Genomic DNA, 26448 nt, shown 5'->3' with positions numbered 1-26448 from the left:
ACAGGAGGCAAAAACCTATGGCAAGACCCGTAGTAGCAATCGTTGGACGCCCAAATGTGGGCAAGTCAACGGTATTTAACCGGATGATCGGTGACCGGTTGGCAATTGTAGAAGACCGACCGGGTGTAACCCGTGACCGGATATATGGAACTTCAGAGTGGAATGGCAAGCCTTTCAGTGTTATTGATACCGGTGGTATTGAACTGGATGGCGAAGATATGATGCTCAAATCGATCCGGATGCAGGCAGAGCTCGCTATCGCTGAAGCCGATGTGATCGTATTTATGTGTGACGTTAAAAGTGGCCTGACCCAGTCTGATGAAGAAGTGGCACAGATTCTGTACCGCTCCCGCAAGCCGGTTATCGTAGCTGTCAACAAAGTGGATAACATGAATCGTATGGACGATATTTATGAATTTTACAATGTTGGCTTTGGAGATCCGATTGGTATCTCTGGTAGCCATGGTAGCGGTATGGGAGATCTGATGGATGCGATCGTCGAGAATCTGCCGGATCTGGAAGACGATCAGTATGGCGAAGATGTTATTCGCGTAGCTCTGATCGGCCGTCCAAATGTAGGTAAATCCTCACTGGTTAATGCGATTCTTGGCGAAGAGCGTGTTATTGTCAGCGATGTAGCGGGTACAACACGTGATGCTATCGATACTCCGTTTGAACGTGATGGACAGCGTTACGTATTGATTGACACTGCAGGTATGCGTAAACGTGGTAAAGTCTATGAAAATACCGAGAAATACAGCGTTATGCGTGCCATGAAAGCAATTGAACGTGCGGACGTGGTATTGCTTGTTATTAACGGTGAAGAAGGCATTATTGACCAGGATAAACACGTAGCCGGCTATGCCCATGAAGCGGGTAAAGCAGGTATTATTGTAGTCAACAAATGGGATGTTGTCGAAAAAGATGACAAAACCATGCAGCACTTTGAGAATAACATCCGTGATCACTTCCTGTTTATGCAATATGCGCCGGTTGTATTCCTGTCGGCACTGACCAAACAGCGTATTCACAAACTTCTGCCTGTGGTGCAGCAGGTAGCCGAGCAGCATTCCCTGCGTATCCCTACGCATTTGCTGAATGATGTTATTTCGGATGCGATTGCAATCAATCCGCCACCGACAGATAAAGGTAAGCGTCTACGGATTAACTATGTTACCCAGGTAGCGGTGAAACCACCTACGATTATCGTATTTGTAAATGAGCCGGAAATGATGCACTTTTCCTATGAACGTTATTTGGAAAATAAAATCCGTGCCGCTTTTGATTTCGTAGGAACGCCGATCCGTATCTTTACACGTCGCAAATCATCGGACGATTAAGGAGAGAAGCTTGTGATTGTATCGGTTTTAGCCATCATAGTGAGTTATCTTCTCGGTTCCATTAGTTTTAGTGTGCTGATTGCCAAAGGCATGAAAGGAATCGATATTCGTGATCATGGCAGCGGTAATGCCGGAGCAACGAACACACTTCGTGTACTCGGGAAAGGTCCGGCCATTACCGTGCTACTGCTGGATGCACTCAAAGGTGTAGGAGCAGTCTGGCTAGGCGTATGGCTGTCTTCTTCTCCGACGTATTGGGTTCCGGCATTATGCGGAATAGCAGCAATTCTGGGTCATAACTGGCCAATCTATTTCCGTTTCCGCGGAGGCAAAGGAATTGCTACTACGATCGGTGTATTGGCTACACTTTGTCTGCTGCCTTCACTCTCTGCTGGTGTGTTTGCGATTCTGGCAATCGTGCTTACACGCTATGTATCGCTGGGCTCTCTGATTTTTGTTACACTGACTCCGGTGATTCTGCTGTTCCTGGGGTATTCTGCCCCTATTGTAACGGTAAGTGTGATTATCTGGGCGCTGGCTGTTTGGCGTCATCGGGCGAATCTTTCTCGTATTTTTAAAGGTACAGAAAACAAAATCGGAGCAAAAGCGGGCAAGGGAGGAAGCGAAGTTGTCTGATAAGGTAACGGTTCTGGTAGCAGGAAGCTGGGGAACAGCACTCGCCTGTGTTCTGGCGGACAATGGATTCCGCGTATCCTTGTGGACACGCAGTGATGAGCAGGCCAGTGAGATCAATGAACACCATACCAATCGCAAATATCTGCCGGAAGCTATGCTGCCAGCGAATATAACGGCAACATCCAGTCTTGCGGAAGCTATGCAGGATACCCAGGCAGTCATTATCGTAGCTCCTTCCAAGGCGATGCGTGAAGTCTGCCGTCAGCTCAAACCATATTATCATGAAGATATGCTCTGTGTTCATGCAACCAAAGGGTTCGAAACCGAATCACTCAAACGGATGTCTACCGTAATCAGTGAGGAACTGGGTGCCAAAGAATCAAATATTGTCGTGCTCTCGGGTCCAAGCCATGCCGAAGAGGTTGTAAAGCGTATGCCAACAACCGTGGTAGTGGCTTCCCGTAATGAGAGAGCTGCGGCTGCGGCACAGACGCTGTTTATGAACGAGGAATATTTTAGAGTCTATACGAATCTGGATATGATTGGTGTAGAACTGGCTGGTGCACTCAAGAACATTATTGCGCTTGGCGCAGGAATGTCCGATGGACTGGGGTATGGTGATAATGCCAAAGCGGCGCTGCTTACACGGGGGATTGCCGAGATGGTCCGGGTCGGAAGTGAAATGGGAGCCAATCCACTGACCTTTGCCGGACTTGCAGGAATCGGAGATCTTATGGTTACCGGTACCAGTCGTCATAGCCGTAACTGGAGAGCAGGCTATATGCTAGGTCAGGGGAAATCGCTGGATGAAGTGATGAATTCCATGAATATGGTTGTGGAAGGCATACGTACGACACAGGCGGCGCATGACATGTCTCGTAAATATGATGTGCAGATGCCGATTGCCGAGCAGCTATATCGTGTTTTGTTTAAAAATAGCGACCCGCGCGAAGCTGTAGAAGCTTTGATGGGAAGAGATCCCAAAAACGAGATGGAGTCCATGAAGCTGGAAATCTGGCAGCAGTGGCATTCCTGATTGGATTTGGAGTCAAACGTACAGAGAACGAAGGAGAATCCTATCGTTCTTTTTGTACAGGTTTGAATGCAGAGGGGGCATATTTGTAAATGTATAATCCTGAACAATATGTGCAATCACATCCGCAGCTCAAGCAGTCACTGATCGATCTGGCCAGTTGGCTCGCTCCAGAACATGAGGGGGAGCATACACATTGGCTGCTGGGCGGAAGCTGCGGTCTGCTGTTGCAGGGAATCCCGCTTGAGGAAGCGCCACGGGATATCGATCTGTATGCAGATGGAGACGCAGTGAATCTGCTGCATAAACAGCTGCAGGCTCATGCTGTTGTACTGGACGGACCGGAACAGAACGAAACCAGAATGTATCGCTCTATCCTGAGTCATTATCAGGCCGGAGATTACAAAGTGGAATTGGTCGGAGATTTTGAAGTTCGTGCACGTGAATCCTATTACCGGGTACATATTGATAGAAATCTGTATAATCATGCTCCTGTAGTAGCGCTGAACGGCTGTTCACTGGCTCTTATGCCGTTGGCACATGAGTTGATATTTAACCTGCTGAGGGACCGCAGGGATCGTTATGAGCGGATTGCAGAACATATGGCGGCCGAGCCCGAGCATCATCGCGAACTGGTCAAACAAATTATTGCTGCCAATGGTTTTCATCCACAGATGATTCAGCGTATTTATAAACTGACCGGGATCGATAATTAAACAGACAATTAACATCAATAACCCAAAGGAGGAATCCTCTTGTCCGGAAAACAGCAATGCCGTGTAGATTTTAGGCCTGCAGGCAAATCGGTGCAGGTACCGGAAGGAACAACGCTTCTGGCTGCTGCCAGACGGGCGGGGGTGCATCTTCCGGTACGCTGTGATGGCAGAGCAGCCTGTCTAATGTGCAAGGTTGTGGTACGACCGGAAGAACAGCCTTTGGGAGAACCTGCTCTTTCTGCACCAGGAGCGGCCGAGACACGTAAGCTGGGACTTTCATTGCAAGAGCATATTCGTCTTGGCTGTCAGGCCCGGGTTATCGGTGATTCTGTTGTCCATGTTCCCGAGGATCGTCTCAAAGCAGCGATCCGCAAACAGATGGAGCAGCAAAATGACGATTTAAGTGACTGGTAATGCTTGGCAGATCAGCGATATCAGATAAAAAAGTGCAAAACGCTTGAAATTAAAGGATAGCTGTATTACTATAGGTGTGTTCTGTGTCCCGGCGATAGCTGGCACAGTCCATATTCCGAAAATTCCGCGGCGTTTACCTATATTTTCGTTTATTCGAAAACCAAAGTAGCAAGTGGAAAGCTTATATTTGCATTAGGAGGTGAATACACATGAACAAAACTGATCTGATCGCACAGGTTGTTGAAAAAACAGAACTGCAGAAGAAAGATGCAACAAAAGCAGTTGACGCTGTTTTCGAAGCAATCTCCAGCGCCCTGCAAAGTGGCGATAAAGTCCAACTGGTTGGATTTGGTAACTTCGAAGTTCGTGAGCGTTCCGCACGTATGGGACGTAATCCGCAAACTGGGGAGCAAATGGAAATCCCAGCTAGCAAAATCCCGGCTTTCAAGCCAGGTAAAGCACTGAAAGATGGAATTAAATAAGCTGTACATATTCCATGTTCAGGAAAGGACCGTGATCTTCATGTTCACGGTCCTTTCCGCATCTGTCTGACTACTTGATCGGACAACTGCCAGAAGCAGAAGGAGGCCAAAATGGAACCATCCAAAGACGGAATTGTTAACGGTGATTATGTAGTTATCAAAGCCAAAGAAAATGGAGTACAGGTCATCGGTCTGACACGCGGCCGGGATACTCGTTTTCATCATACAGAGAAGCTGGACAAAGGCGAGCTGCTGATTGTACAGTTTACCGAGAATACGTCGGCAATCAAAATCAGGGGCGACGCTGAAGTACACACCAAACACGGTACCGTTAAAACGGAAGATTGATATGATTGCAATCTCATACATTTGCAGTCTGCAGCATCCATACTGGCTTCCCTACTTATTAAGCTGGACTTAATAAAGGGAGCCAGTATTTTATTGTTTTGCGAGCCGGATAATGGTCAACTTACAAATGTTCACTTGCCCTGTCTTGTCGAAAAAACATATGTTATAATGAACTGAAATGTTTAAATCTAAAACATTATAGTTTGTGAAAATATAGACTTGCCCACAAAGGCATGGAGGCTGAGATGAAACCGTATCGCTTATTGGAAACATCCCAAAAATATACAGACTACGATATGATTCAAGAGCATACCGCTATTCCCGAATTTCCGGATACCAGAGCCCGTCTGTTGCTGGCTTTTCTAAATGAAGCTGTAGATACGGAGCAGGAAACGGAGAGAGGGCGCTTATTTTCCCTTGTTACAGGATTGGTACAGATGGCGCTGGATACACATGACCGGATTGATACCTCTCCACTGCACCAGGAGGAGTCCAAGATGCGTTCCCGTCAGCTGAATGTACTGGCAGGCGATTATTTTAGTAGCCGCTTTTACGAGCTGCTGGCCAAAGCAGGCGAGATTCAGATGGTATCCAGGCTCAGTGAAGCCATCTGCGAGAATAACCGTCTCAAAATGAATTTGTATCAGCAAGTTCAAAAAACGACACTTACTTCCGAACAATATATCGAGGCAATTACACAGCTGAAGATGCAGCTGTTTCTTTCATTTACAGCCTATCTTCCGGCAGACCGCGCAGAGCTCTGGGAAGAAATGTTGTATGCATTCAGCCGCTGTGAAGTACTGGCCGAAGATCTGCAGCTGAAACAGGCTTCCCTGCAGCAGCGTCCATTTGGACATTACAGTCTGTATTATGCACTAGAGCAAGCAGAACCACAGGATCAGACAGCGATGATGACAGAGCCGGTAGAAAGTCCGCGCTGGCAGCAGTGGTATGAGCAGTATGAGACAGCAGGACAGATCAGCCAACTGCTGGAACAATCGCTGTCAGTCATTGAATCGCGTCTGCAGCAGCCGGGCTATGAGCGTCTACGTGCGGATATTTCTCCATTGATGGAAGTATATGCCACTCTGCGCTAACCGCATAATTCAAGTAATTCAGAAGAGGTGGTATGACTATGAACAAACCGGAAAGTGCCAAGCCGAAGGAACAATTTGTCCAGTCGGTTTTTGAATCGATTGCGCCCCAGTACGATATGATGAATGATGTGCTGAGCTTCCGCATGCACAAGACATGGCGTAAATTCACCATGAAAAAAATGAATGTTCAACCTGGCGATACGGCTCTTGACGTATGCTGTGGTACATGTGACTGGACACTCAGTCTGGCAGAAGCCAGCGGTACCGGTCAGGTATGCGGACTGGACTTTAGCCCGAATATGCTGCAGGTCGGTCAGAAGAAAATTGACCGTGATGGATGGAGCGACAATATTACGCTTACCCAGGGCAATGCCATGGATCTACCATTTGCAGACAATTCTTTTGACTATGTGACGATTGGATTCGGACTGCGTAATGTGCCGGATCTGGAGAAGACACTCAAAGAAATGAAACGGGTCGTTAAGCCTGGTGGTATGGTGGTATGTCTGGAATTATCCAAGCCGACCTGGCAGCCATTTAAAGGCGTGTATTATTTTTATTTTCAGAATTTGCTGCCGCTGATGGGCAAGCTGGTCGCCAAGCGTTATGAACAATACAAATGGCTGCCGGATTCGCTCAAAGCTTTCCCTGGACGTGAGGAGCTGGCTGGTGTATTCCGTAGTATTGGACTGCAGCAGGTACAGGCTTATCCGCTGACCGGTGGAATTGCAGCACTTCATATTGGGATCAAGGAGAAGTAGGATGTTTAAAAAGATTAAGATATTTTTGGAAATGATTAAAATTGAGCATACTTTGTTTGCCCTGCCGTTTGCCTTTATGGGTGCGATGTTGGGATCTTATGTAGTCTATGGTCATCTGCCGACCTGGGAGCAGATCGTATGGATTCTGGTTGCCATGGTTGGTGCACGCAGTGCAGCGATGGGATTGAACCGTCTGATTGACCGTACATTTGATGGTAAAAATCCACGCACGATGATGCGGGCGATTCCTGCCGGACTGCTTCGTTCCGGTGAGGTAGTTATCTTTATTGTGATTTCGCTTGTTGTCTTTTTCTGGGCGGTTACACAGCTATCGCCGCTGGCATTCAAGCTGCTGCCGATTGCGCTATTTATGCTGATTATTTATTCCTTTACCAAACGATTTACCTGGCTATGCCATGTTGTACTCGGAATGACGATTGCGCTTGCGCCGCTGGGCGGATGGGTAGCAGTCGCTGGCCGAATCGACTGGGCAGCTATTGTATTCTATATTGCAATTACATTCTGGACAGCCGGATTTGATGTGATCTATGCCTGTGATGATGCGGAGTTTGACCGCAAGGAAGGCCTGCATTCGATTCCAAGCCGCTTTGGTATTCCGCGTGCTCTGAAAATTGCCCAGGGATTCCATGTAATTACAGCTGCGGGACTGATCAGTCTACTGTTTATTACCGATTTGGGCTGGTGGTACATCGCTGGTGTCATTATCGCCTGTGCCATTTTGTTCTATGAGCATTACATTGTTACACCAAAAGATCTGAGTCGTCTGCAGACTGCTTTCTTCACAATGAATGGAGCGCTCAGTATTATTATGTTCGTCTTTACCCTGGTAGATCTGGCGGTTAAGCAATGGTGGTAAACCGTCCGGAACATACACCGTCCGAGTCTGTCGCTTCGTTCCCTGCCGGCTATCATCCTGATCATGCCGGCAAGCGTTATGTGATTGGCATTACCGGAGCCAGTGGTTCCGTATATGGTGTTCGTCTGACTGAAATACTGTTATCGATGGGCTACAGTGTCCACCTGGTGATTTCCAATGCCGGGTGGAGAGTGCTCAAAGAAGAACTGGACTGGACTGCTTCCGGCAGGGAAGAAATGCTTAGTGGGCATTTCGGTTCCCTGCCGGGCAAGCTGGTGTATCATTCTTTTTCGGATATTGGAGCATCAATTGCAAGTGGTTCATTTCGGGTGAAAGCCATGATCATTATTCCCTGCTCTATGGGGACCCTGGCGAATATTGCAGGAGGCACTTCCGCCAATCTAATGACCCGTGCAGCAGATGTGATGATTAAAGAAGAACGGAAACTGGTTATAGTTCCAAGAGAAACACCTTTGCATGCGATTCACCTGGAAAATATGCTTAAGCTGGCTCGTATGGGAGTCAGTATCATTCCGGCGATGCCGGCTTTTTATTATCGCCCTCAGACACTGGAAGATGCTGTCGACTTTGTAGTTGGCAAAGTGCTCGATATTCTGGATATTGAGCATCATTTATTTGAACGATGGGGGAATAACAGTGAGTGAATTTGAATTGCCGATCAAAATCGGTAAAATTGAGTATACGAATGATTGGCCTATTTATCAGAACTTTGATCCGGCACAGTTGTCTGTACCGGCGGTTATACACAGCGATCTTCCAGCTAATCTGAATCGTGGACTGCTGGAAGATCGATTATTTGTTACTCCGGTATCTGCTTTTGCGTATGGAACACGTTCTGACGATTTCTGGCTGCTGCCCGATTTGTCGGTGAGTGCCAAGAATGCGGTCGGATCGATTCTTCTGTTTTCCAGAAAGCCGTTAGCGGAGCTGGGAAGTGGAACGATCGCGCTGACAAATACTTCTGCTACTTCTGTTAATCTGCTCAAAATCATCCTGGACAAACGATATGGACACAAACCGGAATATGTATCTATGGATCCTGAATTAGACCGGATGATGGAACATTGTGATGCAGCTCTGCTAATCGGCGATCATGCGATTGCGGCATCGCAGCGTGACACAGGCTATATCGTTACCGATCTGGGTCTGGAATGGAAGCAGTGGACAGGTCTTAGCATGACCTTTGCGGTATGGGCCGTAAATAAGCAGTTTGCAGCTGTATATCCGGACCTTGTAACCGAAATTGGTGAGCAGCTGCGGGCCAGTAAGCAGCGCAGTGTGGCTGATCTGAATCCGGTAATTCATGAAGCGCGCCAGAAAATGGGCGGCAGTCATGAATACTGGGAGCATTATTTCCGGCAATTATGGTATGATTTTGGAGAAAAGGAACAGCAGGGGCTTGCTCTGTATTTTCAATATGCCCATGAGCTGGGTCTGCTGGATCATAAAGTAAATATGGAACTATGGACTGACAATATGATGACACGGGTGAACGAATGAAACTACTGGACATTTTCGGGACACTAAAAAAAGATATGAACGTAATCGAACGTGAGCTCAGCCGCAGCATTGATACCGAGCACGCGCTGCTTAACGAAACTTCACTTCATCTGTTGAAAGCGGGAGGAAAGCGGCTTCGTCCCGCTTTTGTGCTGCTTGCAGGTAAATACGGTAATTACGATTTGGAACGTCTCAGCAATGTAGCAGTGCCGCTTGAGCTGATTCATATGGCTTCCCTGGTACATGATGATGTTATTGACGATGCAGAGACCCGCCGCGGACAACTGACAGTAAAGTCCAAATGGGATAACCGAATTGCCATGTATACCGGTGACTATATTTATGCCAAAGCGCTCGTTATTGTCGCCAGGCTGGAAAATCCGGAAATTCATCGCGTACTTGCCAAAGCAATGGTACAGATGTCGATCGGTGAGATGGAACAGATCCGGGACTTCTTTAATACGGATCAGACCATACGCCGCTATCTGCTGCGGATTCGCCGCAAAACGGCATTGTTGATCGCAATCAGCTGCCAGCTGGGTGGATTGGCTGCCGACGCACCGCGTGAAGTGACACGCCAGCTGTATCGTTACGGCTACAATGTAGGCATGGCTTTTCAGATTCGTGATGATGTGCTGGATCTATGCGGTACAGAAAAGCAAATTGGTAAACCTCCGGGCAGCGATCTGCGTCAAGGCAATATTACGTTGCCGGTACTGTATGCCTTGCAGCAGGCTTCTCTTCGGGAGCCACTGCTTGCCGAGATTAACCGGATTCATCAAGCCAATGGAGAAACCGATGTAAAACAGGCCGTACAAATGGTACGCGGCAGTCAGGGAATCGAGCAGGCAGAAGCCCTCGCAGATCGTTATATTCAAAAGGCGATGGATGCTCTGCAGCAGCTTCCGTCCGGTAAAACACAGAAACATTTGCAAGAAATTGCTCATTTTGTTGCTAAGCGTTCCCATTAATAACGATAATTTCAAAACATTTCTCGACAAGAACTAACAGAGAAGCCCCCTCCGGTCGATATATAAGTTACGAAGTATGTGAATGGCTTTCCGCTAACCGCATCAAAGGCTGGTTGCTTGTCGGAAATCAGGCGCATAACGAGTAATGTACTCTAAAAAGGGCATATTTTATCAAAAAATGTCGGAAACGTATATGATGGTGTTTCTTTCTGTAATTCACACTTTCTGTTAGAATACACAAGTGGGCATCTTGAAATTGCTCCGATAGCAGATCACTTTGTAGATAACAGGAGAGTGAATCAATGGAACGCACATTTTTGATGATTAAACCTGATGGAGTACAGCGGGGGTTAATGGGACGTATTATCAGCCGCTTCGAAGACAAAGGATTCAAATTGATCGGAGGCAAGTTTCTTATTCCGACGGAAGAACAGGCCAAACGGCATTATGCCGAACATGAAGGTAAAGTGTTCTACGGAGAACTCATTGACTTCATTACTTCGGGACCGGTGTTTGCCATGGTATGGGAAGGTGACGATGTCATCACATTATCCCGTACACTGATGGGCAAGACCAAAGTTACCGAAGCATTGCCTGGTACAATCCGTGGGGATTTCGCTGCCCACACTCCTTTCAATCTGATTCATGGCTCCGATGCGCCTGAAAGTGCAGAACGAGAGATCGCGAACTTTTTTACTCCAGACGAATTAAGCGTTTACGAGAAAAATATTTCCGTCTGGCTCTAAACATACCCCCGCATGGACTACACTCATTATGAACTTAAGGACGTGATGCCATGCTTACAAATGATGCCGTTCAACCAGACTCGGACTATACAGGTTTCATCAAAAAAGTGAAAGATAGTACGGGCATTGACCTAGCACAGTATAAAGAAGCTCAAATGAAGCGCAGATTGACAACACTGCGTTCCAAAAACGGTTTTACCACATTCTCTGCATTCTTTGAGGCTATGCTCAAGGATAAATCATTGTTTTATGAGTTCCTTGATCGGATGACCATTAACGTGTCCGAATTCTGGCGTAACCCGAACCGCTGGGAAGTACTGCGCGATAGCATTTTGCCGCAGCTGCAGAAGAGTGGGAAAAACCTGAAAGTATGGAGCGCTGCCTGCTCTACAGGGGAAGAGCCTTATACAATCGCTACGATTTTGGCCGATAAAAATATTCTGTCCTCAACAACTTTGCATGCTACGGATATTGATGATGGTGCACTGGAAAAAGCCAAAAAAGGACTTTATCTGGAGCGCTCCCTCAAAGATGTACCGACCGATGTTGCTAAACGTCATTTTACACCGAATGGTCATATGTTTGCTGTAAATGACAATCTCAAAAAGGCGGTACAATTCCGCAAAGGCAATCTGTTGACAGATACGTTTGAAACCGGATATGACCTGATTGTATGCCGTAATGTCATGATTTATTTTACTGAAGAAGCCAAAAGTATGCTGTACCACAAGTTTGCAGCCAGTCTGCGTCCGGGTGGCGTATTGTTTGTAGGCAGTACGGAGCAGATTTTCTCTCCGGCACAATACGGCTTTGATTCATCTGAGACGTTCTTCTATCACAAAAACGGCTGATCGCAGCTGTAGATCAAGAACGAAAAGTAGTTGCATGGGGGAATTGATACGGAACAGTCGTAGTAAGCCGGACCGATCTTCATAGATTTGTCCGGTCAGACAAGCAGTATCAAAACGGTGACTTACTTACAATTTCAAGATAATAGATACAAGCAACAAATCAGGGGACAGGATTAGGAGTGGTCCTCCTGAACGGCAAGATTGGATAGATACAATAATCATAGACACGCAGTCTGTTCTGCTCCGGCAGCAGACGGCGTGTTTTTGTTATATCCACATGGAAATCAGGTAGTTTCCATACGGAAATGCAATGTTTGAGGTTCCTTGTCAAATGGATGAAGGCTGTACTATAATAAGCAAAGGTAATTACGGATTTTAGCGATGCACAGTTTAACAGTTTAAAGGGGGAACGCAAAATGAGTATACGTTACTTAACAGCAGGGGAGACTCACGGACCCCAGCTAACTGCGATTATTGAAGGGCTGCCAAGTGAGTTGCAGCTTGATTTTGAAGAATTGAATTTCCAACTGGCCCGTCGTCAAAAAGGATATGGTCGCGGCCGCCGGATGCAAATTGAAAAAGATACAGCGGATATCGTAGGTGGTGTTCGTCACGGATATACAACAGGCGCGCCGGTTGCTCTGGTCGTTGCCAATAATGATTGGAAGCACTGGACCAAGATTATGAATATTGAGCCGATGGAAGGAACGGATGAAGAGAAACGCCGTGTCCATCGTCCGCGCCCTGGTCATGCCGATCTGAATGGCGGACTCAAATATAACCATAAAGATCTTCGTAATGTACTGGAACGCTCCAGTGCGCGCGAGACTGCTATTCGTGTAGCCGTAGGTGCTATCGCCCGTCAATTCCTGGCATCGTTTGGCATCAAAGTCGGTGGACAAGTTATCCGGATCGGTGAGATCGAAGCACCACCGAATAATCTGCCGCTTGATGAGCTGGTTGCCCGTACCGAAGAATCTTCCGTACGTGTTGTTGACAAAGAAACCGAACAGAAAATGGAAGCCTATATCGATCAAATCAAAAAAGAAGGCGATTCGATCGGTGGTATCGTGGAATGTATCATTGAAGGCGTTCCGGTTGGACTGGGCAGCTATGTGCAGTATGACCGCAAGCTGGATGCACGTATTGCGCAGGCGGTTATGTCTATCAATGCCTTCAAAGGTGTGGAAATTGGTATTGGATTCGAAGCAGGACATATTCGCGGTTCCCAGGTACATGACGAGATTCTGTACAATGAGGAACAGGGTTACCATCGTGCAACGAATCGTCTGGGCGGATTCGAAGGTGGTATGACAAATGGTATGCCAATCGTCGTACGCGGTGTTATGAAGCCAATCCCGACACTGTACAAGCCGCTGCAAAGCGTAGATATCGATACGAAAGAACCATTCACCGCTCAGGTAGAGCGCTCGGATGCATGTGCGGTTCCGGCTGCCAGCGTTGTGATGGAGAGTGTGGTCGCCTGGGAAGTAGCCAAGGCTTTCCTGGAAAAATTCGGTGGGGACTCTATGACCGAGATTCGCAAAAACCTGGAAAATTACCAGGCACAGGTGGATGAATACTAATGACTGATATTCGGACAGTCGACGTTCAACTTGGCGAACGTTCCTATCCTATTTATATTGGTGAAGGTCTGCTGCAGCAGGCCGGCAGTTATCTGGAGAAGCATCAGTTATCCAAGCAGAGTCCGCTGCTGATCGTTACGGATGAAAAGGTAGCCGATCCTTATCTTGGTATTCTGGAGCAGTCGCTGACTTCTTCCGGATTCAAGGTAGTGACCGCTATTGTAGGATCAGGCGAGACATCCAAGTCGCTGTCTGTTTTTGAAGCTATTATGACCAAGGCGATCGAAGGCGGTCTGGATCGTAAATCTGCTGTTATCGCTCTTGGCGGTGGCGTAGTGGGTGATCTGGCCGGTTTTGTAGCAGGTACGTATATGAGAGGTATCCGTTTTGTACAGATGCCTACTACCGTACTGGCACATGACAGCAGTGTAGGCGGCAAGGTTGGAATTAACCATCCGCTTGCCAAAAATATGATTGGTGTTTTCCATCAACCGGAGCTGGTATTGTACGATCTGTCCGCGCTCAAGACTCTTCCGGCACGCGAAGTATATGCAGGACTGGCCGAGATGGTGAAGCATGGACTGATCTGGGATCGCGAATTTGCCTACTGGTGTCTGGAACATGCAGATGAGCTCAAATCGGTGGATATCCAGGCAATGGGATATGGTCTGGAAAAAGGCTGCTCAATCAAAGCTGCAGTAGTATCCAAAGATGAGCGGGAAAATGATCTGCGTGCCATTCTCAATCTGGGTCATACAATTGGTCATGCCATCGAGGCAGTAGCTGGCTATGGCGAGATTATTCACGGCGAAGCCATTTCGATCGGCATGGTGGGTTCGGCTCTGATCGGGGAAGCACTGGGTGCAGAACCGGGGCTGGTAGATACAACTCGCGAAATGCTGCAATCGCTCGGATTGCCTACTATTCTGCCTGAACATCTGAGTGTAGACCGGATTATGAGTGCCATGATGCATGACAAGAAGTTCCAGGAAGGGCAGATGACTTTTGTTGTACCACTGGAAATTGGCAAAGTAGAAATTAATCGCAATGTCGATTATGATCTGGTACGCCGAACGGTTGAGCTTTTAAAGAAAGAGGTGTAAGAGCATGTATGTAAGAGGTATTCGCGGAGCCACAACTGTAACTCGCAACGACCGCCAGGAGATTCTGGATGAGACACTGGCCCTGCTACAGGAGATTGTGGATCGTAATGAATTCGAACCGGAAGATATCAGCAGTATCTGGATTACGATGACACCAGATCTGGATGCTGTTTTCCCGGCTCTGGCTATTCGCGAGATGGAGGGCTGGAATATGGTTCCGCTGATGTGTGCACTGGAAGTGCCTGTTCAGGGGAGTCTGCCGCTGTGTATCCGGTTAATGCTGCATATCAATACGACGAAGACCCAGCAGGAGATTCGCCATGTCTACCTGAATGAAGCCAAACGGCTTCGTCCCGACCTGGCTACATCCTGATTGCTGCAGCTGCAATTTATATTTTTATAATAAAATCAGCAGGATTGGTGGAATATTAATCAGAATAATCCCCTCTGCTACCATGCAAAAGGAAAGGCATCATGATGCCTTTCCTTTTGCTGCTTTAAAGCGTCGAATAATGTTTTTCACTGTAAGGGTTGCGTTAGATGCCTGTTATGAAGTATAGTATACAACAAGATTAATAAGCAGTATGAGCCGTGTATTGAGATGAGATGCAATTGAGTAGAGAAGAGTATAGATGAGAAGAAAACGTAAGCCCTATCGGCGGACAGTATGAATAAACAGGAGTAAGCTGAGCACAATCAGCAGCGAATGGGAATTCCGAGCGTGTGTCCGTAGCGATTACAGGTGCGATGGCGTTTTAAGAGCAGAACCGGATGAGGAATGAATATACAGGGTAGGCCGTTTTCCAGAGGGAAAGCAGCTACTTTGATACTATTGATTCCATAGGTATATCTTTCTGTTACCAGCAGCAGGATAGAACAAATCATCAGGGGAAGCGGGAGATGGAGAGATGTATTCCATTTCTTACATTTGTACAATCTGCACATAGCAGCCTTCATGCGTCATTACGCGTGAAGGCTTTTTTTGTTATCCGGCATGTTACTATTCATTCAAAAAAATTCACCCTACATGATATAGAAGGAGCGGATATTTATGATTCAACCTCAGGTGGAACAAGTCATTGCAATGGCAGGTCAGTACAATCTGGTGCCCATTACTAAGCGGCTACTCGGAGATATGGAGACACCGATTCGAATATTCCAGCGTTACGCCGATCACAAACGTGCCTTCCTCCTGGAAAGTGTAGAAGGAGGCAGCAAATGGGCGCGATATTCCTTTATCGGCAGTGACCCTTTCCTGATGATCTCGGGTAAGCAGGGACAGATCACACTGGAGATGAACGGAGAGAAAAAAGCCTTAGCCGGCAAGCCGGTCGAACAGCTCAAAGCGCTGCTGCGTCGTTACCGCAGTCCCAAGCTGGACACGTTGCCTCCTTTTACAGGTGGAGCAATCGGATTCTTCGGTTATGATCTGCTGCAGTATTATGAGAAATTGCCCGCTCACCGTATAGACGATATGGGCATGGATGATATCCAGTTTATGTTCTGTGATCAGATTGTGGTGTTCGATCATGTAAAACAGCATATTCTGCTCGTCAGCAATGTACATATCCCCGAGGGAGCTGATGATCAGCAGATTCGCAAAGCGTATGATCAGGCATCGCACAAGCTGGAAGCGATAGAGCTGCTGCTGCACAATCAGCCGCCAACCAGTACAGCAGGACGTGCTCCGGTATCAGAAGATATCGAACTGGGCGAGATTCAGTCCAATATGACCAAAGAAGAGTATTTGGATGGAGTCAGCCGGGCTAAGGAATATATTCGCGCCGGAGACATTTTCCAGGTGGTATTGTCCCAGCGGTTCCATATTGAGACCGAAGTGGCCCCACTGGAAGTATACCGGGTACTGCGGACAATGAACCCATCTCCTTATATGTATTATCTGAAAATGGATGATGAGATCATTGTAGGTACCTCACCTGAAGCACTCGTCAAAGTGGAAGGCGATCGACTGCAGACTCGTCCCATTGCCGGCACCCGGCCAAGAGGCAAGACCGAAGCTGAAGATCAGGCACTGGCCGAAGAACTGCTGCAGGATGAAAAGGAACGGGCAGAGCATCTGATGCTCGTAGATCTGGGACGCAACGATCTGGGTCGTGTATCGGAATTCGGTACAGTCAAAGCGGACTCTTTTATGCAAATTGAGAAATACTCGCATGTGATGCATATCGTATCCAATGTATCTGGTCAGCTGCGCAAGGACAAAGACTTCTTCGATGCTTTCCTCTCCTGTCTACCGGCAGGTACGGTATCGGGTGCACCGAAGCTGCGGGCAATGGAGATTATCGCGGAGATCGAGAATGAAGCACGCGGTGCGTATGCCGGTGCAATCGGCTACCTGGGCTTTTCGGGCAATATGGATGCCTGCATTACGATCCGCACGATTATTTTCAAACATGGTCGTGCTTACGTACAGGCAGGTGCCGGAATCGTATGGGATTCCATTCCGGAAAATGAATATCAGGAAACGGTTAACAAAGCAAAAGCGATGCTCAAATCTATCCGTGTGGCTGAAGCAATGTTTCCACCGAAATCAAACCATCCGGACACGGTAACCAATCAGGATTATCTGTACGGCTACGAACGGGTATAAACAGACAAAAAATACAATCAAGCAGGTTGAGAGCCTGAATCTATTATAAATAACAGAGCCGGACGAACGGATAACCGGCAGATCCAAGAGGAGGAGACGATATGTATACATCAGCTACGATGCAGCAGGCGATTACCAAAGTCATTCAGGGAGAGCATTTGCAGCGTGAGGAAGCAAACCGTGTGATGAGTACCATCATGAGCGGAGAAGCTACACCTTCACAGATCGGCGGACTGTTGACAGCGCTGCGGGTAAAGGGAGAGACGGTAGAAGAAATCGCAGGCTTTGCCGAAGCGATGCGCATGAGCGGTGGCCGGGTGCCTGTATTGTCTTCCAACCTGCTGGATACATGCGGTACAGGCGGTTCAGGTATTCATAAATTCAATATTTCCACTGTGTCTGCTATTATTGCTTCATCGGTATCGGTACGTGTAGCCAAGCATGGTAACCGTTCTGCTTCCGGCAAGGCAGGCAGTGCAGATGTACTGGAAGCACTTGGCGTTAATATCGGCCTGAATGCAGATCAGGCTGCACGGTGTCTGGATGAGATTGGAATATGTTTCCTGTTTGCCCAGGTGTTCCATCCATCCATGAAGCATGCTGCTGCAACAAGACGTGAACTTGGCGTACGTACTGTCTTCAATATGCTGGGACCGCTGACCAATCCGGCTGGTGCAGATCGTCAGCTGATCGGATTGTATGATGCCAGCAAAATCGAGACCGTTGCCGAGACGCTGAATCTGCTTGGACTAAAGCGTGCGATGGTTGTTGCCAGTCATGATGGACTGGATGAGATCAGTATTGCAACGCCTACCCGGATTGCCGAATTGCGTGATGGACAGGTGCAGACGTATGAAGTGCACCCACACGATTTTGGACTGGATATGCATCCGCTGGAGCACATGCTGGGCGGCGATGCCCTGCAAAACGCAGATATTATCCGCAGGGTATTGAATGGTGAGAAAGGCGCTTATCGTGATGTGGTTCTTGCCAATACAGCTGCCTGTATTTATCTGGCAGGACAGGCCGATCATCTGGCTGAAGGGGCTGCTATTGCAGCAGCAGCTATCGATTCTGGTGCCGCAGCGCATAAGCTGGAACAATTAATTCAGACAACGGAGGCCTATAGTTATGTATCTTGATCGTATCGTAGTAACCAAACAGAGTGAAGTGGAACAGCGGGCCAGTCGTTTTTCATTGTCAGATGCAGAGCGCCGGATCGCAGACATGCCTGCAACGCGTGGATTCCGTCATGCTTTGACATCCAATGCCAATCGGGGAGTCGGTCTGATCGCCGAAGTGAAAAAAGCTTCCCCTTCCAAAGGATTAATTCGTCCGGACTTTCACCCGGTGAATATTGCCCGTGCCTATGAGCAGGCTGGAGCCGATTGTATATCTGTTCTGACCGATGTGCAGTATTTCCAGGGAAATGATCGCTATCTGACAGAGATTCATGAAGCGATCCAGCTGCCACTGCTGCGTAAAGACTTTATTATAGATGAGCGGCAAATCTATGAAGCCCGGTTGATTGGAGCAGACGCGATTCTGTTGATTGCAGCTATTCTGACCCCGCAGCAGATTCGTGATTATCTGGCAGTCGCTGTGTCTCTTGGACTCGATGTACTGATCGAAGTACATGACCGTCAAGAACTGGAAATTGTACTCGCGGCCGAAGGGGCAATAGAACATGGACTGATCGGAGTAAATAATCGCGATCTGAAAACATTCGAGACCTCGCTCTCTACAACAGCAGAGCTCATTCAGCTGCTGCCAGAGGGAGTACCTCTTATCAGTGAAAGTGGTATTATGTCACCGGATGATATTCGTTATGTCGCAGAAGCTGGTGCAGCAGGTGTGCTGGTAGGCGAGTACTTTATGCGTCAGAAAGATATTGCGCAGGCTGTCAAAACCCTGATGGAGCCTGTGGAGTCTGGTGTGGATCACCAAGCGGCTGCTGAGGTTTCCCATGAATAAACAGAATACATCAGCTGTTCCACCTCTTAATGATTCCTTGGTAAAAGAGGATAAAGAGAGCAGTAGCAAAGCCCAAACCAAGATAAAAATTTGTGGACTTCAAAGCGTTGAAGTGCTAAAATCTATGATACCGTTACCCGTCGATTATATCGGGTTTGTGTTTGCCAGAAGCAAGCGTCAGGTCACTCCACATCAGGCCGGCGAGTTGATCAGCGTACTCCAGCAGTGGCCGGAGGGACAGCGCCCGCAAAGTGCAGGTGTATTTGTTAATCCGGACTTGGATGAACTTGCTTCCGTAATCAGAGAAGCTTCACTGGATATTATTCAGCTGCACGGCAATGAGACACCTGAATTCTGCCAGCAGGTACGTAACACCCTGGGTGTACAAGTATTCAAAGTAATCTCTCTAAGCCACAACCAACAGCAGTCCGATACTGCTGCTCAATTGGAAATGTACAAAGGCACTGTAGATGCCTTTTTATTAGATACGTATGACCCTCTGTATGGAGGAGGCTCCGGCAAAACATTTGCCTGGGAACAGATTCATGCCTACCATGAGTGGACAGCAGCGCATCATATACCACTGTTTGTCGCTGGTGGATTGAATCCCGAGAATGTAAATACCCTGCTGTCCGGGTACCCACTGGAAGGAATCGATGTATCCAGCGGTGTAGAGACAGACGGAACCAAGGATATTGCCAAAATTAAATCGTTTGTGGAAAGGGCGAGAGCATAATGACTACACTACCTGATGCAAAAGGAAGATTTGGAGACTTCGGTGGACGCTATGTACCGGAGACACTTATGAACGCACTTATCGAGCTCGAAGAATCCTACCGCAAATATGCGGCTGACGACGAATTTAATGCAGAAGTTAATTATCTGCTCAAAGAATATTCCGGACGTGAGACTCCGCTTTATTATGCCGAGAGATTGACTGAACAGCTGGGGGGGCCGAAAATCTACCTCAAACGTGAAGACCTGAATCATACCGGTGCCCACAAAATCAACAATGCTATTGGCCAGGGTGTACTTGCCAAGCGTATGGGCAAAAAGAAAGTTATCGCTGAAACCGGAGCAGGACAGCATGGTGTAGCTACAGCGACTGTAGCCGCGCTGCTCGGTCTGGAATGTAAAGTATTCATGGGCGAAGAAGATATCAAGCGTCAGCAGCTCAATGTATTCCGTATGAATATGCTGGGAGCCGAAGTCATTCCGGTTACGTCTGGCAGTCGGACGCTCAAGGATGCGGGAAATGAAGCGCTCCGCTACTGGGTCAGCAATGTGGATGATACCTTCTACATTCTGGGTTCGGCGGTTGGTCCGCACCCGTATCCAATGATGGTACGTAACTTCCAGCGGGTAATCGGTGATGAGACGCGTCGCCAGATTCTGGAAAAGGAAAATCGTCTGCCTCATACGGTAGTCGCTGCAATCGGTGGCGGAAGTAACGCGATCGGCATGTTCTATCCTTTTGTCGAGGATAAAGAAGTACGACTGATCGGAGTTGAAGCAGCTGGTCGTGGTATTGATACGCCGCTTCACGCGGCAACGATGAGCCTCGGCACCAAAGGAGTATTCCAGGGTTCGATGAGCTATCTGCTGCAGGATCAGCACGGACAGGTACAGGAAGCACATTCGATCTCGGCAGGATTGGATTATCCTGGCGTAGGACCGGAACACTCCTATCTCAAAGATATTGAACGTGCCCAGTACGTACCGATTACCGATCAGGAAGCACTGGATGCACTCAAGCTGCTCTGCCGGACGGAAGGAATTATTCCAGCCCTGGAATCGGCTCATGCGATTGCCCATACCGTCAAGCTGGCCAAGGAAATGACATCCGATCAACTACTGGTCATCTGCTTGTCGGGCCGCGGCGACAAAGATGTAGAATCCATTATGAGATATGAGCGGGAGGGGTCACTATGAGTATCACAGGGCAGAGCCAAAACCGGATGGATGTTACTTTTGCAGAGCTTCGGGAGAAGGGTGAGACTGCATTGATCCCTTTCCTGACAGTGGGTGATCCCGACCCGCAGACTACGGTAGATATTATTGTGGAGCTGCAGGCGGCTGGTGCGCACATTCTGGAACTTGGTGTTCCTTACTCTGATCCTCTGGCCGATGGCCCGGTAATCCAGCGCGCCTCCCAGCGCTCCCTGACGCATCAGGTGACGATTGACACCTGCCTGGAAGTTGCGGAGCAGGCACGCAGCCGTGGAGTAATTATGCCATTTATTCTGTTCACCTATTATAATCCGATTCTGCAATATGGATTGGATCGATTCTTCGAACAGATGCAGCGTTATGATATCAGCGGCATGATTATACCGGACCTGCCGGTCGAAGAATCCGAAGAGATGCGCAGACGCTCCAGAGCAGCGGGTGTCAGCCTGGTGCCGCTGGTAGCACCTACGTCAGAAGAGCGTATTGCTTCTATCCTGGATGGAGCACAGGGATTCGTATATTGTGTGTCTTCTCTGGGAGTCACTGGAGAACGCGCTTCGTTCCATAACAATGTGGAGCAGTTCATCCGTAATGTCAAAGCCAATACGGATCTGCCGGTAGCTGTCGGTTTTGGTATCTCCAGTCATGAACAGGTACGTCAGTTCTCCGAATTCTGTGATGGGGTGGTTGTGGGCAGTGCGATTGTACGTCAGATCGAATCCCAGATTCCGCTGCTGACCGATCCGGAACGCAAAGCGGAAGGACTGCTGCAGATCCGGAATTTCGTATCCGATCTGATCGGTCCCAAGTAAATCAGATGGGCTGCAGCATTTAATAATCCCGATCAATAATCAGGATAAAATGGTAATAGTCCCGATAGGATAACAATCGTATAGAAGCTTACTGTCATGATGAGCACTGCAGCACAGAATATTCTGCGCCGGAGATGCATGTCCTTTGACAGTCATCATGCTGAATCAGCGGATGGAATCAGATCGGATCAGTGGAAAGCAGGTTTTCCGCAGAAACGGTGAATTCCGTCCGCTAATTCTGTATAATGTAATGAATACACAACAGCAAAGAAAATGTAAACAGTCCGAAGGAGTGGTCCCGATGAAACCGAAATCCCGTATTGTAAATATTCCCGTATACCAGCCAGGCAAGCCGATTGAAGAAGTGAAACGCGAGCTGGGTCTGACTGAAGTAACCAAACTGGCTTCTAATGAAAACCCGTATGGATCTGCTCCTTCTGTCCAGCAGGCAATTGCTGCCGAGCTGACCCAACTGCATCTGTATCCGGATGGCGGTGCTGTAGAACTGACAGCCGAGCTGGCTGCTTCTCTGGGCGTAACATCCGAGCAGATTATTTTCGGCTGCGGTTCCGACGAAATTATTGCTTTGATTACACGTGCTTTTCTGGAGCCGAGCGATGAGACGATCATGGCCGATCAGACATTCTCCGTATATAAAAGCAATGCGGATATCGAAGGTGCTGCTGTTCACGAAGTACCGCTCAAAGATGGCGTACATGACCTGCCAGGCATGTTGGCGCAAATCAATGACCGTACCAAAATTGTCTGGGTATGCAATCCGAACAACCCGACAGGTACGATTGTAGACGAAGCGGAATTGGTACAGTTCATGGATCAGGTACCATCCCATGTGCTGGTGGTGTTGGATGAAGCCTACTACGAATACGTAGTGGATGGAGCGTATCCACAAAGTATTCCAATGTTGTCCAAGTATCCTAACCTGGTCATTCTGCGTACATTCTCCAAAATCTATGGACTGGCTGCACTGCGTATCGGTTATGGTGTAGGCGGAGCTGATGTGATCAAGCTGATTAATCAGGTGCGCGAGCCTTTTAACACATCGCGAATCGGTCAGGCAGCTGCTCGTCAGGCATTGCGGGATCAGGATTTTGTCCAAGAATGCCGTACCAAAAACCGTGAAGGCATCGAATATCTGACAGGTCATTTTAAACGTCTGGGACTGTCTTATTTCCCAAGTCAAACCAACTTTATCATGGTCGACACCGGACATCCGGCAATGGAAGTATTCCAGTCCATGCTGAGCCGCGGAGTGATTATCCGTGCAGGCCATCACAAATATCCTACGTATATCCGTGTGACGGTAGGAACAGCACGCGAGAATGAAATTTTCATCCGTGCTCTTGAAGAAACACTGCAGGAACGCACAGCTGCGGTATAATGCTGTAATCTGGGAGACAGGCGGATTTCCTCCGGCAAAGAAGCTGGCGAGGAAATTCGCTGCTCATTTGCGCATATAGGTTATGCTGCTTTAAAGCATCTATGCAGCAGATACCCATAATATGAATGTAATCTAATCAACGAAGAATGAGTGGGATAATCATGACAACGAAAATTGCAATCTTCGGTGTAGGGCTGATTGGCGGCTCACTTGCGCTTTGCTTCAAAGGCAAGCCGGGTCTGCATGTGACTGGCTATACGCACCTGCCGGAATTGATACATACCTATCAGGAGCGGCAGGTGGTTGACCATGCTACACTTTCTGTCGAGGAAGCTGCACAGGATGCGGATTTTATTTTCCTCTGTGTCCCGGTCAGTTTGCTCGGTACTTATCTGAAGCAGTTGAGTCATCTACCGCTGAAGCCGGGCTGTATTATTACTGATGTAGGCAGTACCAAGGCATCCATTGTTGCCTGTGCAGAGCAGCTGCAGCTGCGTGAAGATGTACACTTTATTGGCGGTCATCCAATGGCAGGCTCAGAGCGCTCCGGAGTAGGGGCAGCTTCTTATCTGCTGTTTGAAAATGCCTACTATGTGCTGACTCCACCGGATCATGTACCGCAACCGGCGTATGAGCGTCTGGCTGAGCTGCTAACCCAGCATACCCGTGCACAGATTATCCGGGTAGAGCCGCTGATGCACGATGAGATTGTAGGAGCCATTAGCCATTTACCGCACGTGATTGCTGTCGCTCTGGTCAATCAGATCCGGCAGTATAATGAAGGCAATCCATTATATCGGATGCTGGCAGCTGGAGGATTCCGTGATATTACCCGGATTGCTTCCAGTGATCCGATCGTATGGCGTGATATTCTGCTGAACAACCGTCATATTATACTGCAGCTGCTGGAAGACTGGAATGAAGGCGTAGAACAGTTTATCGAACTGCTGAAGAGTGAAGATGCCCGCGGGATCGAGGAGCAATTTGAAAAAGCCGGTGCTTTCCGCGACGAATTGCCTGAACGCCGCAAAGGTATGATTACGAAGCTCTATGATCTGTATCTGGATGTACCCGATCATCCGGGAATTATCGGCAAAATTACGACCGAAATTGGTAATCGTGGCATCAATATCAGCAATGTGCAGATTATCGAGAGCCGGGAAGATGTGCCGGGTGTGATGCGTTTGTCCTTCCGTAATGAGCAGGATATGGAGCAGGCCAAGATGATGCTGCAACAAAGCGAGTATTCCGTATTTGTCTGACAGAACACGGATATGTTCGTGGGAATTCTATAAGGTAGATGTATAGAAATAAAAAAACAAAAAGAACTCTGTTCAATCCGGCAGAGTTCTTTTTGTTTTTATTAGTCTGGAATGGGTAATAGGCTGTGGAATGTAAAATAATTTCCAGTTTATTATTATAGGTCAGAGGAGGAGAATAAATGACGCCCCGTACAGGATATATGCACATTCAAGATGATCCGGCGCAACCACGTTATATTTACAGCAAGCGTAATCTATGGTCGGGAGTTTTGTTTGGGGTAGGTCTGGCAGCTTTTATCGACGAGACTATATTTCATCAGCTGCTGCATTGGCATCATTTTTATGATCTGTCGACAACTGCTGTTGGGCTTGTGTCAGATGGATTTTTTCATGCTTTCAGCTGGTTTGCTACCATTGCTTCTTTATTTTTATTTGCAGATCTGCGGCGCCGTAAAGGGCTCTGGCTAACACGCTGGTGGGGAGGCGTACTGCTGGGAGCAGGTATATTCCAATTGTATGATGGCTTGGTACAGCATAAGCTGATGGGGATTCACCAGATTCGATATGATGTAGAACTGGCTCCTTATGATTGGACATGGAATATTATTGCTGTGGTTATGATTATAGTTGGCAGCATTTTGCTGTGGCGCACACGTCGGCGAACATAATATCCTGCTACTCATTAATTTCTGGAAACAGACAGAGACACTGCGGAATGAGGTTAGGAACACAGAATGATAGGAAGGGGAGGAAGGTAGTGGAACATGGCTGGGGACATGGAGGTAGTTCGGCATCTACAGCGATCGAATTAATCTGTACTTTGCTGTATGCATCAGTGCTTGTCGGGTATACCCTTATGGGACGGTTGTCCAGCCAGCATTACAAGTCCTGGCCGCTCTATCGTTACATATGCTGGTATGCAGGGTGTACCTGCTCGGTAGTGGTCATTATCGGCCCCTTTGCAGCCGCGGCACATAGTGATTTTCGCATACATATGATCGGTCATCTGCTGCTGGGTATGCTGGGGCCACTGCTGATAGTGTTATCTGCTCCAGCTACCTTGCTGCTGCGCAGTCTGCCGATCAGCCAGGCAAGGCGCCTGAGTCATGTGCTGCGCAGTAGGTATGCGGCACTGATTTGCCATCCAGTTGTTGCGGCTATACTTAATACAGGTGGACTGTGGCTGTTGTATACGACACCGCTCTATACATGGATGCATCAATATACCGCGGTAAATCTGCTGGTGCATTTGCATATCGCTCTGGCAGGTTACGTATTCACTATATCAATGTTATATGTGGACCCGGTGGCCCACCGTTATAGTCATGTGTATCGGGCGATTGTAGCAGTCATTGCAGCTGCTCTGCATGGTATGCTGGCCAAATACCTGTATGTTCATCCACCGACAGGTGTATCTACAGGACAAGCAGAAGCAGGCGCCCAATGGATGTACTATGGCGGTGATCTGGTCCAGCTCATTATTATCGGATTATTTTGCTACGAATGGTACCGTGTCACACGTCCTCGTCAAATCAATGTAAAAACCGCTTTGGATGCTTGAGTCCAAAGCGGTTTTTGTGTGGAAAATAGGTATATCATTTAAGCAGATATCACATTAATTAAAATAAATGTAAAATTATCAAAAAACTTTAGTTAAAAGGGTTGACGGAATGAAAGCGCATACAGTATACTGTAACTACAGTATGGTTTCTCTCCACTCCTATCCAATAACTGGAGTTTCCGAAATATGAAACTCGAACCGCTAACTTATGTTAGCGGTTTCTTTTTTGTCCTGATAGCTTTTGCGCGAACTTTGAATTGCAGTATCATTATATGGTATAACAGATAAGGGAGTTTTCGGCTGCCGGTTTAAAGGCTCAAAGTGTAACGGACTGGAAAGGATATTTTCGTGTTGTACATACATAATTGTTTTTTATATACGCATATAGAGTTCTGAG

28 protein-coding genes are annotated in these 26448 nt (G+C 47.7%); all 28 read left to right on the top strand.

Annotation, left to right across the window (positions count from 1 at the left end; all coding sequences use genetic code 11):
- Window positions 1-17: 17 nt before the first annotated feature.
- Window positions 18-1340: a ribosome biogenesis GTPase Der gene (gene der / locus WH46_RS10965; protein WP_017814382.1), complete on the top strand. Its 1323-nt coding sequence runs from the start codon at window positions 18-20 to the stop codon at window positions 1338-1340.
- Window positions 1341-1352: 12 nt separating this feature from the next.
- On the top strand, window positions 1353-1976 hold the full coding sequence (gene plsY / locus WH46_RS10960) for a glycerol-3-phosphate 1-O-acyltransferase PlsY (RefSeq protein ID WP_017814383.1): 624 nt from the start codon (window positions 1353-1355) through the stop codon (window positions 1974-1976).
- A complete protein-coding gene (locus WH46_RS10955; RefSeq protein ID WP_017814384.1) occupies window positions 1969-3012 on the top strand; it encodes an NAD(P)H-dependent glycerol-3-phosphate dehydrogenase in 1044 nt (347 codons plus the stop codon). The genes plsY and WH46_RS10955 overlap by 8 nt, the downstream gene beginning before the upstream one ends.
- 89 nt (window positions 3013-3101) lie before the next feature.
- On the top strand, window positions 3102-3725 hold the full coding sequence (locus WH46_RS10950; protein WP_017814385.1) for a hypothetical protein: 624 nt from the start codon (window positions 3102-3104) through the stop codon (window positions 3723-3725).
- A 39-nt stretch (window positions 3726-3764) separates the two neighbouring features.
- On the top strand, window positions 3765-4139 hold the full coding sequence (locus WH46_RS10945; RefSeq protein ID WP_017814386.1) for a 2Fe-2S iron-sulfur cluster-binding protein: 375 nt from the start codon (window positions 3765-3767) through the stop codon (window positions 4137-4139).
- Between the two features lie 209 nt (window positions 4140-4348).
- Window positions 4349-4621 (top strand): HU family DNA-binding protein, encoded by a 273-nt coding sequence (locus WH46_RS10940; protein WP_017814387.1) that lies wholly within the window; start codon window positions 4349-4351, stop codon window positions 4619-4621.
- A 111-nt stretch (window positions 4622-4732) separates the two neighbouring features.
- Window positions 4733-4969 (top strand): trp RNA-binding attenuation protein MtrB, encoded by a 237-nt coding sequence (gene mtrB / locus WH46_RS10935; protein WP_017814388.1) that lies wholly within the window; start codon window positions 4733-4735, stop codon window positions 4967-4969.
- Window positions 4970-5214: 245 nt separating this feature from the next.
- Window positions 5215-6066, top strand: a complete 852-nt coding sequence (locus tag WH46_RS10930; protein WP_017814389.1) for a heptaprenyl diphosphate synthase component 1 — start codon at window positions 5215-5217, stop codon at window positions 6064-6066.
- Between the two features lie 38 nt (window positions 6067-6104).
- Complete coding sequence (locus tag WH46_RS10925; protein ID WP_017814390.1) at window positions 6105-6827, top strand: demethylmenaquinone methyltransferase; 723 nt, start codon at window positions 6105-6107, stop codon at window positions 6825-6827.
- A gap of 1 nt (window position 6828) precedes the next feature.
- Complete coding sequence (locus WH46_RS10920; protein ID WP_017814391.1) at window positions 6829-7704, top strand: UbiA-like polyprenyltransferase; 876 nt, start codon at window positions 6829-6831, stop codon at window positions 7702-7704.
- Window positions 7695-8369: a UbiX family flavin prenyltransferase gene (locus WH46_RS10915; protein ID WP_017814392.1), complete on the top strand. Its 675-nt coding sequence runs from the start codon at window positions 7695-7697 to the stop codon at window positions 8367-8369. Before WH46_RS10920 ends, WH46_RS10915 begins: the two co-directional genes overlap by 10 nt.
- Window positions 8362-9225 (top strand): menaquinone biosynthesis protein, encoded by an 864-nt coding sequence (locus WH46_RS10910; protein ID WP_017814393.1) that lies wholly within the window; start codon window positions 8362-8364, stop codon window positions 9223-9225. The genes WH46_RS10915 and WH46_RS10910 overlap by 8 nt, the downstream gene beginning before the upstream one ends.
- Window positions 9222-10196, top strand: coding sequence for a heptaprenyl diphosphate synthase component II (gene hepT, locus WH46_RS10905; protein WP_046226717.1), 975 nt, complete (start codon window positions 9222-9224; stop codon window positions 10194-10196). The genes WH46_RS10910 and hepT overlap by 4 nt, the downstream gene beginning before the upstream one ends.
- A gap of 302 nt (window positions 10197-10498) precedes the next feature.
- On the top strand, window positions 10499-10942 hold the full coding sequence (gene ndk / locus WH46_RS10900; RefSeq protein WP_017814395.1) for a nucleoside-diphosphate kinase: 444 nt from the start codon (window positions 10499-10501) through the stop codon (window positions 10940-10942).
- A 50-nt stretch (window positions 10943-10992) separates the two neighbouring features.
- A complete protein-coding gene (locus WH46_RS10895; RefSeq protein WP_017814396.1) occupies window positions 10993-11793 on the top strand; it encodes a CheR family methyltransferase in 801 nt (266 codons plus the stop codon).
- Between the two features lie 416 nt (window positions 11794-12209).
- Window positions 12210-13379: a chorismate synthase gene (aroC, locus tag WH46_RS10890; protein WP_046226716.1), complete on the top strand. Its 1170-nt coding sequence runs from the start codon at window positions 12210-12212 to the stop codon at window positions 13377-13379.
- 8 nt (window positions 13380-13387) lie between these two features.
- Window positions 13388-14482, top strand: coding sequence for a 3-dehydroquinate synthase (gene aroB, locus WH46_RS10885; RefSeq protein ID WP_046227217.1), 1095 nt, complete (start codon window positions 13388-13390; stop codon window positions 14480-14482).
- 4 nt (window positions 14483-14486) lie between these two features.
- Window positions 14487-14855, top strand: a complete 369-nt coding sequence (gene aroH / locus WH46_RS10880) for a chorismate mutase (RefSeq protein ID WP_017814399.1) — start codon at window positions 14487-14489, stop codon at window positions 14853-14855.
- A gap of 678 nt (window positions 14856-15533) precedes the next feature.
- Window positions 15534-17093, top strand: coding sequence for an anthranilate synthase component I (gene trpE / locus WH46_RS10875; RefSeq protein WP_046226715.1), 1560 nt, complete (start codon window positions 15534-15536; stop codon window positions 17091-17093).
- Window positions 17094-17194: 101 nt separating this feature from the next.
- Window positions 17195-18235 (top strand): anthranilate phosphoribosyltransferase, encoded by a 1041-nt coding sequence (gene trpD / locus WH46_RS10870; protein ID WP_046226714.1) that lies wholly within the window; start codon window positions 17195-17197, stop codon window positions 18233-18235.
- Window positions 18225-19067: an indole-3-glycerol phosphate synthase TrpC gene (gene trpC / locus WH46_RS10865; protein WP_046226713.1), complete on the top strand. Its 843-nt coding sequence runs from the start codon at window positions 18225-18227 to the stop codon at window positions 19065-19067. The genes trpD and trpC overlap by 11 nt, the downstream gene beginning before the upstream one ends.
- Complete coding sequence (locus WH46_RS10860; RefSeq protein ID WP_082208378.1) at window positions 19060-19803, top strand: phosphoribosylanthranilate isomerase; 744 nt, start codon at window positions 19060-19062, stop codon at window positions 19801-19803. The genes trpC and WH46_RS10860 overlap by 8 nt, the downstream gene beginning before the upstream one ends.
- Window positions 19803-20999, top strand: coding sequence for a tryptophan synthase subunit beta (trpB, locus tag WH46_RS10855; RefSeq protein WP_046226712.1), 1197 nt, complete (start codon window positions 19803-19805; stop codon window positions 20997-20999). The genes WH46_RS10860 and trpB overlap by 1 nt, the downstream gene beginning before the upstream one ends.
- Complete coding sequence (trpA, locus tag WH46_RS10850) at window positions 20996-21829, top strand: tryptophan synthase subunit alpha (RefSeq protein WP_017814405.1); 834 nt, start codon at window positions 20996-20998, stop codon at window positions 21827-21829. The genes trpB and trpA overlap by 4 nt, the downstream gene beginning before the upstream one ends.
- 301 nt (window positions 21830-22130) lie before the next feature.
- The gene (hisC, locus tag WH46_RS10845) at window positions 22131-23228 is read left to right on the top strand and encodes a histidinol-phosphate transaminase (RefSeq protein ID WP_046227215.1); all 1098 of its coding nucleotides are present in this window, start codon (window positions 22131-22133) and stop codon (window positions 23226-23228) included.
- Between the two features lie 161 nt (window positions 23229-23389).
- Entirely contained in the window at window positions 23390-24490 is a 1101-nt protein-coding gene (locus tag WH46_RS10840) for a prephenate dehydrogenase (protein WP_046226711.1), read from the top strand.
- A gap of 200 nt (window positions 24491-24690) precedes the next feature.
- On the top strand, window positions 24691-25158 hold the full coding sequence (locus WH46_RS10835) for a DUF2243 domain-containing protein (protein WP_026136313.1): 468 nt from the start codon (window positions 24691-24693) through the stop codon (window positions 25156-25158).
- Between the two features lie 89 nt (window positions 25159-25247).
- Complete coding sequence (locus WH46_RS10830; RefSeq protein ID WP_046226710.1) at window positions 25248-26051, top strand: cytochrome c oxidase assembly protein; 804 nt, start codon at window positions 25248-25250, stop codon at window positions 26049-26051.
- Window positions 26052-26448: the final 397 nt, after the last annotated feature.

The organism is Paenibacillus dauci, assembly GCF_000971985.1.
Classification (GTDB): domain Bacteria; phylum Bacillota; class Bacilli; order Paenibacillales; family Paenibacillaceae; genus Saccharibacillus; species Saccharibacillus dauci.
The sequence above is the reverse complement of the archived record's forward strand: the minus strand, read 5'-3'. Positions and strand labels throughout refer to the sequence as shown.